Origin of the sequence: Sagittula sp. SSi028, assembly GCF_048553715.1 — a bacterium.
In the GTDB taxonomy this organism is placed as follows: domain Bacteria; phylum Pseudomonadota; class Alphaproteobacteria; order Rhodobacterales; family Rhodobacteraceae; genus Sagittula.
Genome location: NZ_JBLZNC010000004.1, coordinates 197,480 through 211,684 on the forward strand (window position 1 = coordinate 197,480; position 14,205 = coordinate 211,684).

The 14,205-nt window shown below is 60.0% G+C and carries 13 protein-coding genes; 5 read left to right on the forward strand and 8 right to left on the reverse strand.

Features of this window, described 5'->3' with window-relative positions; translation table 11 throughout:
• Nucleotides 1-49 precede the first annotated feature (49 nt).
• Both hpf and ptsN read left to right on the forward strand, forming a co-directional pair.
• Nucleotides 50-616 carry a ribosome hibernation-promoting factor, HPF/YfiA family gene (hpf, locus tag ACN5AZ_RS09575; protein WP_419428646.1) on the forward strand — a complete coding sequence of 189 codons (567 nt, stop codon included), beginning with the start codon at nucleotides 50-52 and terminating at the stop codon, nucleotides 614-616.
• Between the two features lie 54 nt (nucleotides 617-670).
• Nucleotides 671-1,135, forward strand: coding sequence for a PTS IIA-like nitrogen regulatory protein PtsN (gene ptsN / locus ACN5AZ_RS09580; protein ID WP_419428647.1), 465 nt, complete (start codon nucleotides 671-673; stop codon nucleotides 1,133-1,135).
• Nucleotides 1,136-1,182: 47 nt separating this feature from the next.
• Here ptsN and ACN5AZ_RS09585 read toward each other — a convergent pair whose 3' ends face one another.
• The 7 genes from ACN5AZ_RS09585 to cysQ all read right to left on the reverse strand — a co-directional run bounded on the left by ACN5AZ_RS09585 (nucleotide 1,183) and on the right by cysQ (nucleotide 9,725).
• Complete coding sequence (locus ACN5AZ_RS09585) at nucleotides 1,183-2,610, reverse strand: sulfotransferase family 2 domain-containing protein (protein WP_419428648.1); 1,428 nt, start codon at nucleotides 2,608-2,610, stop codon at nucleotides 1,183-1,185.
• A 4-nt stretch (nucleotides 2,611-2,614) separates the two neighbouring features.
• Entirely contained in the window at nucleotides 2,615-4,315 is a 1,701-nt protein-coding gene (locus tag ACN5AZ_RS09590; RefSeq protein ID WP_419428649.1) for a beta-1,6-N-acetylglucosaminyltransferase, read from the reverse strand.
• Nucleotides 4,312-5,322 (reverse strand): glycosyltransferase family 2 protein, encoded by a 1,011-nt coding sequence (locus tag ACN5AZ_RS09595; RefSeq protein WP_419428650.1) that lies wholly within the window; start codon nucleotides 5,320-5,322, stop codon nucleotides 4,312-4,314. Before ACN5AZ_RS09595 ends, ACN5AZ_RS09590 begins: the two co-directional genes overlap by 4 nt.
• A gap of 48 nt (nucleotides 5,323-5,370) precedes the next feature.
• Nucleotides 5,371-6,534, reverse strand: coding sequence for a glycosyltransferase family 4 protein (locus tag ACN5AZ_RS09600; protein ID WP_419428651.1), 1,164 nt, complete (start codon nucleotides 6,532-6,534; stop codon nucleotides 5,371-5,373).
• A gap of 91 nt (nucleotides 6,535-6,625) precedes the next feature.
• Complete coding sequence (gene galU, locus ACN5AZ_RS09605; RefSeq protein ID WP_419428652.1) at nucleotides 6,626-7,522, reverse strand: UTP--glucose-1-phosphate uridylyltransferase GalU; 897 nt, start codon at nucleotides 7,520-7,522, stop codon at nucleotides 6,626-6,628.
• Nucleotides 7,523-7,683: 161 nt separating this feature from the next.
• Entirely contained in the window at nucleotides 7,684-8,928 is a 1,245-nt protein-coding gene (locus ACN5AZ_RS09610) for a glycosyltransferase family 2 protein (protein WP_419428653.1), read from the reverse strand.
• Nucleotides 8,928-9,725, reverse strand: coding sequence for a 3'(2'),5'-bisphosphate nucleotidase CysQ (gene cysQ, locus ACN5AZ_RS09615; protein ID WP_419428654.1), 798 nt, complete (start codon nucleotides 9,723-9,725; stop codon nucleotides 8,928-8,930). Before cysQ ends, ACN5AZ_RS09610 begins: the two co-directional genes overlap by 1 nt.
• 147 nt (nucleotides 9,726-9,872) lie before the next feature.
• On the opposite strand from cysQ, the gene ACN5AZ_RS09620 reads away from it, so the two are divergent.
• The gene (locus ACN5AZ_RS09620; protein WP_419428655.1) at nucleotides 9,873-10,703 is read left to right on the forward strand and encodes an ABC transporter permease; all 831 of its coding nucleotides are present in this window, start codon (nucleotides 9,873-9,875) and stop codon (nucleotides 10,701-10,703) included.
• A gap of 33 nt (nucleotides 10,704-10,736) precedes the next feature.
• Nucleotides 10,737-11,342 carry an SH3 domain-containing protein gene (locus tag ACN5AZ_RS09625; protein ID WP_419428656.1) on the forward strand — a complete coding sequence of 202 codons (606 nt, stop codon included), beginning with the start codon at nucleotides 10,737-10,739 and terminating at the stop codon, nucleotides 11,340-11,342.
• Here the strand turns inward: ACN5AZ_RS09625 and ACN5AZ_RS09630 are convergent.
• Nucleotides 11,339-11,938, reverse strand: a complete 600-nt coding sequence (locus ACN5AZ_RS09630; RefSeq protein ID WP_419428657.1) for an alpha-ketoglutarate-dependent dioxygenase AlkB family protein — start codon at nucleotides 11,936-11,938, stop codon at nucleotides 11,339-11,341. The two genes, ACN5AZ_RS09625 and ACN5AZ_RS09630, sit on opposite strands and share 4 nt — an antisense overlap.
• Before the next feature lie 288 nt (nucleotides 11,939-12,226).
• Between ACN5AZ_RS09630 and dnaK the strand changes: the two genes are divergently transcribed.
• Nucleotides 12,227-14,152: a molecular chaperone DnaK gene (gene dnaK / locus ACN5AZ_RS09635; protein WP_419428658.1), complete on the forward strand. Its 1,926-nt coding sequence runs from the start codon at nucleotides 12,227-12,229 to the stop codon at nucleotides 14,150-14,152.
• Nucleotides 14,153-14,205 lie beyond the last annotated feature (53 nt).

The following is a 14,205-nucleotide window of genomic DNA, read 5'->3' on the forward strand; positions in this document are numbered from 1 at the left end:
GGCATGTCGCCGCGGCCAGCGTTTCGGTGCCATTAGAGAAGGACGGACCATGCGTTACCAGATCACGGGAAAACACATCGATATCGGCGAAGCGCTGCAAACCCACGTCAAGAGCGAGCTGGGCTCGATTCTGGACAAGTATTCGCAGCGACCGACCGACGCGACGGTGGTTTTTTCCAAGTCAGCGCATGAATATGTGTGCGAAACCATCGTCCACCTGTCCAGCGGGCTGAACGCTGCGGCCAAGGGGCATGCGACCGAGATCTACGCCGCATTCGAGGCCTGCGGCGAGAAGATGGACAAGCAATTGCGTCGCTACAAACGCCGGTTGAAGGACCATCACAAGGATCGCACGGAACCCGTTGAATTTATCGGAGGGGCCTCGTATATCCTCGCCAACCAAGAAGATGGCGCGGATGATTCCGAGCCGGAGTCGCTTCAGCCGATCATCGTCGCAGAGATGGAGACCAAGATCCCGTCCTTGTCGGTTGGTGAAGCCGTGATGCAGATGGAACTGGCCGGCGCCCCTGTGCTGGTGTTCCGGAATGAGAAAAAGGATGGGGTGAACGTCGTCTATCGGCGTGAAGATGGCAACATCGGCTGGATCGATCCGTGATCGCGGAGCGTTTGGGTCGAACCTAGATCGTGGCATCGCCCCAAGGGTCATAGCATGAAATTTGTCGATCTGTTGAAACCGGAGGCCGTGAAGGTCATGGTGTCGTGTTCCTCCAAGAAACGGCTGATGCATGACATCGCCGATCTTGCGGAAACGGCGCATGGGCTGAATGCTCCGGCGATCGTCGAAGCCTTGCTGGAACGCGAGACGCTGGGCCCGACGGGTGTCGGCCACGGTGTCGCGCTGCCGCACGCGCGGATTTCTGGACTGGACGAGGTGCGCGGCCTGTTTCTGCTGCTGGAAAAGCCCATCGATTTTGATGCGGTGGATCGCCAGCCTGTGGATGTGGTCTTTGCCCTTCTGGCGCCGGAAGAAGCGGGTGTGGAACATCTAAAGGCGCTGGCCCTTGTGTCACGCACTTTGCGTGATGCCAATCTGTGCACCAAGCTGCGCGCAAACCACGATGCAGCCACGCTCTACACCATCCTGACAGAGGCCGAGGCCGTCAAAGCCGCCTAAGGCACCATTAACGATAGAAAAAGGCGCGGTCTTTGCCGCGCCCTTTTTTATGACCAGTTGTCAAAACCAAACATGATGTAATCCCGCTGATAGGCGTCGCGGGCCAATTGCTCGATCTCGTTATCATAGATCTGGGACAGGGCGAACGGGGTATCCGTCGTCTCTGGCTGTGGCTCGCCGGGGCTGTCGTGGCCCACCTGCATGGCAAGCGCGGGCAGATAATTCGCTGCTTCGGCTTCGCGGATTACCATATCGGGCAGGGTGAATTCGCTCATCCCTTGCAGGCATTGCGCCTGTGTCGCCCAATGCCCGTCCACGCGCACCGACGTCTGACCGGACAGGTTCGCCTTCACCCACTGCAACCACGCGACAAAGGCCGTGCGGTGTGCGGCGAGATCATAGCTTTCGTCGATCTCTGTCTCGGGGATCGGAAAGCTGTGCGCCCGCCGCAGGGTTTGGCGAATGCCTTTGAAGCTGCCTTTGCCCGTCTGCAGGATCTTGGTGCAAAAGGCATCATGGGCGCGGTCCAGCGGGTGCCGGATCACGGTAAAGCTGCGATGACCGGGGCGGTCGCGTTTCCACGCCCGCAGGCTGCCCTGATTGAAATCGTCCGTCAGCTGGTTGGCCTTGATCCCGTCCAGATCGGCCATCCATTGTTTGACCATCGCCTCCGGTCCCGACCGGATCGGCATGAACAGCAAAGGCGTGTTCCGACAGGCCAGATAGCTGGGCACGACCGGCCCGCGCCGCGGTTCGAAATTGGGCGTGCGGGTCATGTTAAAGCTGTCGATGCGGGCCAATGCGGCCTGCATGACTTCGGGGTTTTCGACCTTTTGCGTGATCGGTTCAGGGTTTTGCCGCTTGAGCGAGGAATTCAGGCTGTCCTTTTGATCGCTCGCGCCCAGCCAACGGGCCAGCCCGTTCATCACGTCGAGATCCTGAAGATCCTCGTAGGCCACGTAAAACGCGGTTTGCGCGGTCGATTGCAACGTGTTCAGGATGTGCACCTGAAAGCTTTGGAGCGCGGCCACATGTTCCTCGAACTCGCGAGCATCGAAATGGGCCTGCGCCTCCTTGCGGCGTTTGACGTTGGTCAGTTTCCACTGGCCGGTGGCACGCGCGATTTTCCAGCTGACATAGCTGTCCAGCGGGTTCCGCGTCAGCACGATCTTGGCGATCTTCGGATCGGTCAGGATGGTGTCCAGCACCCGTGCATCATGATCGTGGAAATACCGAAATCCCCCCAGCGCGCCGGGTGTCGCCATACGGATCTGGTTCAGCAGGCGCATCGGATCGCGGTCGCGCATGTCTTGGGTGATGCCAAGGATATCGGCTGTTTGCGGGTAGCCGATGAAATGCGGGTTAAAGGCCTCGCCAAAGCAGGACAGCCCGTCAAACCCGTTGATATTGGCCTCAAGGAAATTCGATCCGGTGCGCATTTCGGCCAGAACAACAAAGCTATCAAATTGGGGCATGGCGTCACTTCTTGACAAGGTAGGGCTTGCGTCCGCTGCTGCGCGCGTTGCGCGGTGCAGGATCGACGGGGAAATCCCCCATCAGATACGGGTGCATGCCCTGATTTTTCAGGTTTTGCAAAAACTGGCCAAAGCCGGTCAGATCTTCAAGACGGGGCGCCTCGGCGAGGCGGCGCATGCTTTTCTGGCCGATCTCGTCGATCAGCACCTGCAAGGGCTCCATCGGGCTTTCGATGAACTCGGCCATGGTCCAGATGCGAATGCGCGCCTTCGCGTCGGGGCTGCGCAGAATATCAAGCATGCGGCTTTCGATCTTTTGCAGGCCTGCGGCTTCGGCGCGGATGTCCGCGAAATTGGCGTTCGATTTGAACAGGGGCACAGCCCAAGCGCCGGAAATCACGCTGATCTGTGCGTTGGGGTCACGCGACATCGGCCACAGAATATCGGGGTTGTCGTGCGGCCCGTATTGAAAGCACTGCCGCTCCCCGCGGGTGTTCCAGATCAGGTTGGTCAGAAACGCCTTCGGGTTGGCATCGCGCAGGGTGGCATTGTCCGACAGCGCCCCGTTGATCTGGATCTGCCCGCCGGTGAATTCCGCCCGCTCGGGGCCGAACAGATGGCCATGCACCTGCGTGCCGGTGGCGCGCGCCAGCCAGGGTTCAAAATCGATAAACAGGTCCGTGAACCCCTGAAACACGGAATACTTGCCAGCGGTGACCCCGTTTTCCCATCCGTAGTTGGGGAAACGCGACTGCATGTACAGCCCCGGACGGCCACGGGTCCGGCGGTCCACGGCCTTGGCAAAAATGCGGTCGATCTTGCCGGGATTGGGTTCCTGACGCGACATGGCGCGGTTTGGATCCGTCAGAAAGGCATCATACAGGCGATCCGCATGAGGCCAGATTTTGCGCGCGACAAAGCAGTCAGAGCGCCGCAAAAGCTGCATGTGATCGTCGTAAAAGATGTGCGGCTTGCCCTGAAAGTCGAACTTTGACAGCGTCAGCGACCGGCTTTCGATCTGGGTGGAATACAGACGCGCGAGTGTCTGAAAGTAGCTCTCGTCCGGAATCCACACATGTTTGAAGTAGGAATCATACGTGGGCCGTTCCGGGTCTTCGAGGATCGCGGACAGGGTCTGGCGCGTCAGGCACCACCACTGGCTGCCCATATGCGGCACGATGCCGTTGGGAATGCGACGTTTGTAGCCGGTGCGGCGTTGCAGCTCGACGAACTTGTCGAACAAAAACCGGTTGCGCCGCCAGCTGAACGGGAAATGCAGGGTGAAGCGTTCGTGATCCAGACCACCCACCGTCCAAGGCACATCAGAGGTGGTCGCGCTTTCGATAAAATCCGTGCGCGGACGATCGGCGAGATACTGCACCAGCTCCTCGACCGGGCGCAGCGGCAGACAGGACCCGGAGGCGAGGTAGACATGCCGCACCTCGGGGAAGCTTTTCAACATCAGCTCGCCTGCATCCTGCGACGCGGCGACCAGCCCCCATGTCCCCCATTCACAACGATGGCGTTTGGAAAACAGGATGCCGGGTTGCTTGGCCAGCTTCAGCCGGAAATCTTCGTATTTGCCGCGCGGCACGGCGCTGTCCACATGGATCACCACCGGGCAGCCGCCACGCGCCCAATGCCGCGCCACCTGTTCGGCGCGGTCAAAGGCGGTGTGCACCAGCATGATGATCCCGACGCTCATGCCCAGTTCCCCTTGGACATCAGGCCAAGAATTTCGAGCTGCCGCCAGTTGATGTATTTTTCAGACCACCGGCACCACAGGTCGGGGTTTTCCTTGATCGCATCGGCATAGGCTATGTATTCCCGCGACGCGCCATAATGCTGGCGACGCTCCAGCTCCTCCTCGGCCTTGGCCGAAAACGTATCGAGGAATTTGGTATGCAGCAGCGCGCCAGAGGCCTTCTCCCCGCCCCATTCATCGTAGACCTGATTAAGCCCGCGCGGCAGCAGGTTGTGGGTCGAGGACACATAGGCATAGCGCCGGTCCCACCGCACCAGCGGGATCTTGTTCAGCGCGGGGGCCAGATCGGGCGTATCGGCAAAGAACATGCGTGCTCGCGGCCCGCCCTGAATCCACAGATTGCCGAACTTCGGGTTTTTCTGGATCGTGTAATTGCCCGCGTCAAACCATGACGCGATTTCCAGCGGGTCCTGACCGGCCACATAGGGCTGCTGGTCCAACGGCCCCTTGGGGTACATGTCCAGAAGCATCGCACTGAACGACCGGATGGAGGACGCATCCAGCCAGTCGGTCAGCGCACGTAAGGGGCGTGTGTCGCAAAACGGGTAAAGGAACAGCTCGTCAGGATCGACAGTCAGACACCAATGGCCATGGCCGTATTTCATCAGCAGCCAATTCATCCAGTCCACGCCAAAACGCGACCGTTTGTAGCTGGCGCGGGTGGTCCAGACCGAGACATCGGGCTGTTTTGCGAGGTAATCGAGCGACCCATCCGTGCTGTCGTTGTCGACAATAAAGAAATGGTTCACGCCCATGTCGCGGTAATAATTCAGGAAATAGGGCAGGCGCACGCCTTCGTTGCGCTGGGTCGAAAAGACGAACAGATCCGTGGGACGCAGTTTGTCGGTGCGGTTGGACACAGGCCGCAGGTCACGCCGCTTGCGGAAGGCGCGAATCCGCCAGCGTCTGCGCTGAAGCCTCAGCCGGTATGACTGCCATGCACCCAAGTGTCTGCCCTTTCACCGGACAACCGCCCGGCGCGTTTTGTTCGGCTATCAGATGCGGGTTAAGGCTATCTCAAAGTGCGCGTCCCATGATGGGGCGGCATACTCATAAGATTGTTTCCTGTTTTCCCTGCAATCCTGCGCCATTGCCTGAATTGTCTTTTGCCACAGTGTGACATCCTTTACATCAGCGTAAACGGATATAGGCCCCAACGTTTCCCCGTAAATGTTTAAATCGTTGCATAAAATCGGCACTTGTAGGCAGGCGGCCTCGATCGGGGGCAGGCCGTAGCCCTCTGCGAGGGAGGGAAACAGAAAACCCGCAGCGCCCTGCATCAGGGCTGCGATTTCTCCATCGGTCAGGTTGGGCAGTTCGTGCACCCGCGACGGCTGGGCGTCGAGACGGGCGAAGGTGTCGTGGTTTTCCCAGCCCCGCCCGCCGATGATGAGCAAATCGGCGTCGATGTTTCCCGTCTCCCACAGGTCGAGTAGGAGGGCATGGTTCTTGCGCGGCTCAATAGTCCCCAGCGTGACGAAATAGGGGCTGTCCCACGACCCTTTTGGCAGGCGGGTCGGTCGCGGCGGCACTACGCCCAAGGGGGCCACCAGCATCTGGTGATCGGCACCGATATGGCGTGTCACGTCAGCTTGGGTTTGCTGCGAATTGCACAGAATCAGATCGGCGCTATCGGCCACATGCGCCAGAAAACCGGCAAATCGGTCAACGCTGCCAGGGCGTTGAAATTGTGGATAATCCAACGGGATGGTGTCATGGACCAGCACGGCTTTGCGCGCATCAATCCGGTCCAGCGCATCGATCACGCGGCGGGTAAAGTTCGTGTGCCCGACATTGACGTAGTGGACACCGCGCGGAAGGTGTTTGCGCAACATCCGCGCTAATCCCACGGTCAGCGTGCGCGCTACGGCCAGATCACGCAGTTCGGTTTCAGCCCCGGCGCGTTGGGGATTATTCTTGCGGGCGAGCCGTCCCAGACGATCCGGCGCGGGCCAGCTGTTTTCCCGAATGCGCAAGTGCAGCCGCGCGCAGCCCGCCCGATCCAGCAGCACATACCCCAAAGAGGTGCGCAACAGGCCAAAGACCGGCGTGTCCAGTTGCAACAGGTGATCAAGCCACGCAAATTCCACCCGGTCGACCCCAGTCAGGGGCCGGCCAGCGCGGCTGACCAGTCGTGTTACATCCAATAGGCGCGTCATGGCCAAAGGTTAACGGCGCATCTTTCTGTTTTGCAACGAAAAACGGCCACCCGCTTTGGGTGGCCGTTTTCAGATCGTTCCGTCGCAGCGCTTACTGCGCGGCTTTGCGCGACGCCATCAGCTCTTCGAGGTAGGCCTCAAGGTCGTCGCGCAGTTCGTCGCGTGCCAGACCAAAGGCAACGGTCGCCTGCAGGAAGCCGGACTTCGACCCGCAGTCAAAACGCTGGCCACGGAAGCGGTAGCCGTAGACGCCGCCATCTTCCTTGCCGATTTCCTCGGCGATGGCGTCGGTCAGCTGGATTTCACCACCGGCACCGGTTTTCTTCTGGTTGAGGTTTTTGAAGATCTGCGGGGACAGGATGTAGCGACCAATCACGGCGAGGTTGGATGGGGCCTTGTCCGCGTCGGGCTTTTCGACCATGCCCTTGACTTTAACCATGCTGCCCATGTCTTCCTCGACGTCGAGAACACCGTAGGACTTGGTCTTTTCCTGCGGGACTTCCATCGCTGCAACCATGTTGCCGCCGGTTTCCTCGTAGGCTTCGACCATCTGCTGGAGACAGGGCTTTTCAGCGGCGATCACGTCATCGGGCAGAACTACCGCAAAGGGTTCGTTGCCCACCAGACGGCGCGCGCACCAGATGGCGTGGCCGAGGCCAAGCGCCTTGTGCTGGCGGATATAGGCGATCTCACCGGAATCCATGTTGGTGGATTTCAGGATCTCGAGCAGGTCGTTCTTTTCTTTCTTGCGCAGCTCCTGTTCCAAGGTCGGGGCCACGTCGAAATAATCTTCCAGCGCGCCTTTGCCGCGCGAGGTTACAAAAATGAATTCCTTGATCCCTGCCGCGCGACATTCGTCGATGGCGTATTGCACCAACGGCCGGTCAACGAGGGTCATAATCTCTTTCGGGACCGATTTGGTCGCCGGAAGAAAGCGGGTTCCAAGGCCTGCGACCGGGAAGATCGCCTTTGTGACCTTTTTACGCATCCGCTTGCTCCTTTTCTTTGTTCGATTTCAAAATGCCGAATGTGGCGTGTTTCACGAGACTATCAGACAACGGCTGTGTCGGTAGTGTTACCGTCGCCATAATTTCCCCTGTACCAACGAGGAACACCAGCTTTGGGTTGCTCGCCGTGCACAATTTATCATTATTTGCCCAATGTAACGTCAAATTGACCACGTGCGTAGGTGACGCGGGCGGTCTCGGCGTCAATTCGCCGAGCGAAGCGCCATGGTCGGAACAACGGCTGGTCGCGCAGGCTGCGCCCCCAAAGCCCGCCGGATTGCTCCCAGTACCCATCGTCTGTGAAGCGGACATGGTGGTAGCGCGTAGACGGTCCCAGCAAAATCAACGTGGTGATGTTGCCCTGTGCTGCGGATTCCGCGGCCTGTTTGCGCAGACGCGCGGCATTCCAGATCCGGCCTGCAATCAGGCGACGTGGCGCATTGGTGCGCGCGGGGTAGGGTAGGAAGGGGGCCGATACCGGCAGGAGAGGCATCGCATGAGGCGTGCGTTCCCGCCCTTCGCGGCGTCCCTTATCCAACCCGCGCATCAGGCGAATTACATCTGTGGGGTCCAGTGCACCGCTTTGCATCGCGCGGATCAGACGCAGGCGCTGCGCCTGTCGGAATGCGGTCCATGCCCTGTCCTGCTCTGCCACCGGACAGTGTTTTTGTAGGAAAATTTGTTGAGAGGCCGCGATATCGCGCAGGTCACGCGGGGTGCGATCCTGACGACGCCGGGCAGAGGCTGCAACCCCATGATGCACCAACGCGCGGGGCACGATGGCGGTGCGGCCCCCCGTCGCGGCAAGGCGCATGTTCAGGTCGGTTTCATCAAGGTAGAACCGGAATGCGGGATCGAATCCGCCTAGCTCGGCCAGCGCGCTGCGGCGAACAGCCATGTTGGTGCCTTCGGTCTTTACAGCATGTCCGGGGGGCGGGGTCGGGACAGTCAGCGCATCGCCCGAGATCTCCAGCGGTGTGGCATGTCCCGTGGCATCAACGCTGCGGGCGCGCCATTGGTAGGACAAGCCATTGCGCCCCAGCACATAGCCCCCTGCCGTAGCGATGGTGGGATCCGCAAAGGGGGCCGTGAGATGGCGCAGCCATAACGGCTCTGGCACCGCGTCGTCATCGATAAAGGCGACCAGATCACCGGCGGCCTGCGCGATCCCCAGATTGCGCGCGGCAGAGATATTGGGCACGTCAAAGGCGACCGTCTTGATCGCCTGTCGGTCGGGGCGATCCGCGATGGCCGCCAGCCCTTGCGGGCAGGCGACCACGATGATTTCGAATTTGGCGTAGTCCAGCTGCGACAGGCCGGTCAGGCATCGCATCAAATCAGCCGGACGGTGACGGCTGACCACAACGATGCTGACCGTCGGGCCCATCAGCCCTGTTTCAGATCGACGCCCGGTGCGTAGGCGATAAAGAACGGGTTGGCGAATTCAGCCTTGCCGTAGGTCAGCGGGGTATGGTCGTCAAAGCGGACAACGTGACCGCCTGCGCCGGACAGAACCGCATGACCTGCGGCGGTGTCCCATTCCATCGTGCGGCCAAGGCGCGGGTAGATGTCGGCCTCTCCGGTGGCGACCAGGCAGAACTTCAGCGACGACCCGGCAGAGCGCATGTCCTTGACGTTGTATTTGTTGATGTAGTCATCGGTCGCCTGATCGCGGTGCGATTTCGAGGCGACGACCATCAGCGCGCTGTTGTCGGGGGAGGTGACGCGGATGTCTTTTGTGTCGCCCACGGTGGCCGCATCAAAGGGGCCGGTTTCCTCGACCGAGTGCCCGACCGAAGTGGTGTAGAACATCCGCTCGCGCGCGGGGGCATAAACCACGCCACGGGTCGGAACGCCGTCTTCGACCAATGCGATGTTCACGGTGAAATCGCCACGGCGGTTGATGAATTCCTTTGTGCCGTCCAGCGGATCAACGATCAGGAAGGTTTTTGCCTCGACCGAATGGGAGGCCGCCTGTTCCTCGGTCACCAGTGCCACGTCGGGGAAAGCCTTGCGCAGACCTGCCGAAATCAGGGCATCTGCGGCCTCGTCCGCCTCTGTCACGGGGGAGGCATCGGATTTGGTTTTCACCTCGAAGTCATCCGCATTGTAGATTTCCATGATCTTGTCGCCGGCTTCGATGGCAAGGCTGCGCAATACGGTCATCAAATCGGAATAGTTCATCAAATGCTCCTTGGCGGGCGCAGGGCACGCTTTATTGAATTGATACGGTCTTCGGCTTATGCTGTGAACAAAGATAAGGGGCAAGTCAACGAACCTGCCCGACCTGAGGTGCAGCGCGGCGCAAAAAGCGTCGCATCGGAGACAGCCATGTTCCAGACATACCGGCCCAAATCCAAGCTGGAGTCAGCCCTGAACATCATGGAGCTGATCTATCACAACTCGGTGCGGGCTGTGCGCAAGACGCATGAAAACGCCTTTATGGCGATTTTCATGAACGTTCTCCAGACGGTGATCTTTGTTCTGGCGTTCTACTTCATGTTCTCGATCATGGGGCTTCGCTCGGCTGCGTTGCGGGGCGATTTCATGGTCTACATCATGACCGGCATTTTCCTGTATATGACGCATGTGAAAACCATGGGCGCGGTGTCCGGATCCGAAGGACCGGCCAGTCCGATGATGCAGCATGCGCCCATGAACACGGCCATCGCGATTTTGTCGGGGATGCTGTCGTCGCTGTATATTCAGGTGCTGTCGCTGTTTCTGGTGTTGTTTGTCTATGATGTCGCGTTCAACCCCTTTGTGATGCAGGAAATTCACGACCCGATCGGATGTCTGGGCATGTTGCTTCTGGCGTGGTTTTCGGGCGCCGCCATCGGGATGGTGTTCCTTGCGCTGAAGCCGTGGTTTCCCACGCCGGTCTCCATCATCTCGACCGTCTACCAGCGCGCGAATATGATCGCCTCGGGCAAGATGTTCGTGGCCAATTCGCTTCCGGGGTACATGCTGGTGATGTTCGACTGGAACCCGTTGTTCCACACCATCGACCAGTCACGCGGCTATGCGTTCAAGGATTACAATCCGCATAATTCAAACTGGGAATATGCGCTGTACCTGTCTATCGTTCTGATCATGATCGGCCTGATGGGTGAATTTTACACCCGCAAACATGCCTCTGCCTCGTGGAGCGCGCGACGCTAGGATCAGGCCACCCGTTTTTATTGAGGTGTTCTGATGCGATGTCTGGCTTTGATTTTGATGGTTCTCGGGTTCGGGCAGGGGGCCATGGCCCAGACCTACCCCGCGTTGCATGATGTGTCCGGCGTGGGCGCTGGTGATATGCTGAATGTGCGCGCAGGCCCCGGTGTGGGCAACCCGGTCATCGGGCGGCTGGCCCCCGATCAAACAGGGGTGGAGGTCTTAGGGACCGAAGGCAACTGGGCGCTGATCAACATCGACGAGCGCACCGGCTGGACCTCTCTGCGGTTCCTGAACCGCCGTGCGGACGGCGATCTGCCCAACACCCAGCGCGCGATCTGTTCGGGGACAGAGCCCTTCTGGAGCCTTGATATCCGTCAGGGGCAAACGGCCGAGCTACGCACACCGGACACCGCGATTGTGGACACCTACACGGTGGGGCTGTTCCAGGGTGCGCATATGGGGGCTGGCAAATACGTTTTGCGTGGCGTGGGTGGCGCGCGGGAGATCGCCGTGGTTGTCACCCATGCCGCCTGCACCGATGGCATGTCGGATCGCGCCTACGGGTTGGATGCCACGGTGATTGTCACCGGCCGTCAGGGGCCAAGCTATTCGGGATGCTGCAGCCTGACAGAGTTCTAGGTCACAACCCGTAAGGTCAGGTTCAGCCGTCCGCCGTCGGGAAACAGGGTGGAGGATCCATCACGGACCCGATCAATCCCGTGGAAGGCGCGGCGCGACGGGCCGGTCAACAGCACCACGTCCCCCGATGACAGCCAATGCGATGTGGTGGGGGCCTTGCGCTCGGTCCCGCCCATGCGAAACAGCGCGTCATCGCCCAATGAGACAGACAACACAGGGCAGTTATAATCCTGTTCGTCCATATCCTGATGCAGCCCCATCCGTGCGCCCTTGGCATACCAGTTGATCAGGCAGCATTCGGGGGTCCGGGGGCTGTTGGCGTATCTGTCCCACAGCGCCATGACGCTGGCCGGGATCTCGGGCCAAGGCTGGCCGCCGGGGTGGCGCGCGTCATAGCGATATCCTGAGCTGTCACTGATCCAGCCGAACTGTCCCGCAGCGGACATGCGCACCGACATCGGCCCACGCCGCGTGCGCGGCTGGAACAGCGGTGCTGCGCGCAGCACGCCCCGAATGTCATCAACCACCGCCATCTGCGCCGCGCGATCCAGTGCGCCGGGGTGGATTTCAAAGCCGTTTACAATCACAGGTGTCATGAGCCCAAAGGTGGGGTTCGGAAACGCTTTGCCAAGGATTTCCTGCGAAACCCGCCGCGCAGGGGTGATTTGCACGCCCGTTGCAGGGAATCGCAGCATAGACAGGCTTCCGTCACGGGAAATGAAATTTGCGTGGCCTCGGGCGCTTGGCAAAGCAGGAGGGCCTCCTTATATACCCTCCGAACGCGCGAAACGGGTATCCGGTCGCGTTACAAAATACGGGGTACGGGCGCCGGTACGGGCCTTTCGCCTCGTTGTATCGCCTTGAGACAGAAAGGGATCGAAAACATGGGTAAAGTGATTGGCATCGACCTCGGGACCACAAACTCCTGCGTCGCCATCATGGATGGTTCGCAGGCACGTGTGATCGAGAACGCCGAAGGCGCGCGGACGACACCGTCCATCGTCGGTTTCACCGAAGACGAGCGTCTTGTGGGTCAGCCGGCCAAGCGTCAGGCTGTGACCAACCCCGAAAACACAGTATTTGCTGTCAAGCGTCTGATCGGCCGTCGCACCACCGACGCCGAAGTGACCAAGGACAAGGACATCGTCCCCTACAAAATCGTGGACGGTGGCAACGGCGACGCATGGGTCGAGATCCGTGGCGAGAAATTCTCGCCCTCGCAGATCTCCGCATTCACCCTGCAGAAGATGAAAGAGACCGCCGAGTCCTACCTTGGCGAAGAAGTCACGCAGGCGGTTATCACCGTCCCCGCGTACTTCAACGACGCCCAGCGTCAGGCCACCAAAGACGCGGGCAAGATTGCCGGCCTTGAGGTGCTGCGCATCATCAACGAACCGACTGCAGCCGCACTGGCCTATGGTCTGGACAAGAAAGAAACCCGCACCATCGCGGTCTATGACCTTGGTGGCGGTACGTTCGACGTGACCATCCTCGAAATCGACGATGGCCTGTTCGAAGTGAAATCCACCAACGGTGATACCTTCCTTGGTGGTGAAGACTTCGACATGCGGATCGTCAACTATCTGGCGGACCAGTTCAAGAAAGAGCACTCGGTCGATCTGACCAAGGACAAGATGGCCCTGCAGCGTCTGAAAGAGGCGGCAGAAAAGGCCAAGATCGAGCTGTCCTCGGCCACACAGACAGAAATCAACCAGCCGTTCATCTCGATGGGCGCTGGCGGCACACCGCTGCACCTTGTCATGAAGCTGACCCGCGCCAAGCTGGAAAGCCTCGTTGGTGATCTGATCAAGAACTCGATCAAGCCCTGTCAGGCGGCCCTGAAGGACGCAGGTCTCACCACCTCCGACATCGACGAGGTCGTTCTGGTCGGTGGTCAGACACGTATGCCCAAGGTCATCGAAGAGGTGACCAAGTTCTTTGGCAAGGAGCCGCACAAGGGTGTGAACCCGGATGAAGTCGTCGCCATGGGCGCGGCCATTCAGGCCGGTGTTCTGCAAGGCGACGTCAAGGACGTGGTGCTGCTGGACGTGACCCCGCTGTCGCTGGGGATCGAGACGCTGGGTGGCGTGTTCACCCGTCTGATCGACCGCAACACCACCATCCCGACGAAGAAGTCGCAGGTGTTCTCGACCGCGGAAGACAACCAGAACGCCGTGACGATCCGTGTGTTCCAGGGTGAGCGCGAGATGGCGGCCGACAACAAGATGCTCGGCCAGTTCAACCTCGAGGACATCCCGCCCGCACCGCGCGGCATGCCGCAGATCGAAGTGACCTTTGACATCGACGCCAACGGCATCGTGTCCGTGGGTGCCAAGGACAAAGGCACCAACAAAGAGCAGAAGATCACGATCCAGGCATCCGGTGGTCTGTCCGACGAGGACATCGAACGCATGGTCCGCGAGGCGGAGGAAAATGCCGACGCCGACAAAGAGCGTAAGGAACTGGTCGAGGCCCGCAACCAAGCGGAAAGCCTGATCCACCAGACCGAAAAGCACGTCGAGGAACATGGCGACAAGGTCGATCCGTCGACCGTCGAAGCCATCGAACTGGCCGTGGCTGCGCTGAAGGACGATCTGGAAAAGGACGACGTGTCCGCAGAGAAGCTGAAGTCCGGCATTCAGAACGTGACCGAAGCCTCCATGCGTCTTGGTGAGGCCATCTATAAGGCCCAAGCCGAAGACGGTGGCGCGGATGAGCCGCAGGCGGCCGATGATGCTTCGGGCGCGGCAGACGACGACACCATCGTCGATGCCGACTTCGAAGATCTGGACGACAACAAGCGCGGCTAACGCCGGGCGCCCGGAAACATGAATGGGGCCGGTCCGGACGCCGGACCGGCCCT

What these genes read in the sequence shown, in the direction of transcription:
- hpf (WP_419428646.1), top strand. Translation starts at nt 50, where the DNA reads ATGCGTTACCAGATCACGGGAAAACACATCGATATCGGCGAAGCGCTG.
- ptsN (WP_419428647.1), top strand. Translation starts at nt 671, where the DNA reads ATGAAATTTGTCGATCTGTTGAAACCGGAGGCCGTGAAGGTCATGGTG.
- ACN5AZ_RS09585 (WP_419428648.1), bottom strand. Translation starts at nt 2,610, where the DNA reads ATGCCCCAATTTGATAGCTTTGTTGTTCTGGCCGAAATGCGCACCGGA.
- ACN5AZ_RS09590 (WP_419428649.1), bottom strand. Translation starts at nt 4,315, where the DNA reads ATGAGCGTCGGGATCATCATGCTGGTGCACACCGCCTTTGACCGCGCC.
- ACN5AZ_RS09600 (WP_419428651.1), bottom strand. Translation starts at nt 6,534, where the DNA reads ATGACGCGCCTATTGGATGTAACACGACTGGTCAGCCGCGCTGGCCGG.
- galU (WP_419428652.1), bottom strand. Translation starts at nt 7,522, where the DNA reads ATGCGTAAAAAGGTCACAAAGGCGATCTTCCCGGTCGCAGGCCTTGGA.
- ACN5AZ_RS09610 (WP_419428653.1), bottom strand. Translation starts at nt 8,928, where the DNA reads ATGGGCCCGACGGTCAGCATCGTTGTGGTCAGCCGTCACCGTCCGGCT.
- cysQ (WP_419428654.1), bottom strand. Translation starts at nt 9,725, where the DNA reads ATGAACTATTCCGATTTGATGACCGTATTGCGCAGCCTTGCCATCGAA.
- ACN5AZ_RS09620 (WP_419428655.1), top strand. Translation starts at nt 9,873, where the DNA reads ATGTTCCAGACATACCGGCCCAAATCCAAGCTGGAGTCAGCCCTGAAC.
- ACN5AZ_RS09625 (WP_419428656.1), top strand. Translation starts at nt 10,737, where the DNA reads ATGCGATGTCTGGCTTTGATTTTGATGGTTCTCGGGTTCGGGCAGGGG.
- ACN5AZ_RS09630 (WP_419428657.1), bottom strand. Translation starts at nt 11,938, where the DNA reads ATGACACCTGTGATTGTAAACGGCTTTGAAATCCACCCCGGCGCACTG.
- dnaK (WP_419428658.1), top strand. Translation starts at nt 12,227, where the DNA reads ATGGGTAAAGTGATTGGCATCGACCTCGGGACCACAAACTCCTGCGTC.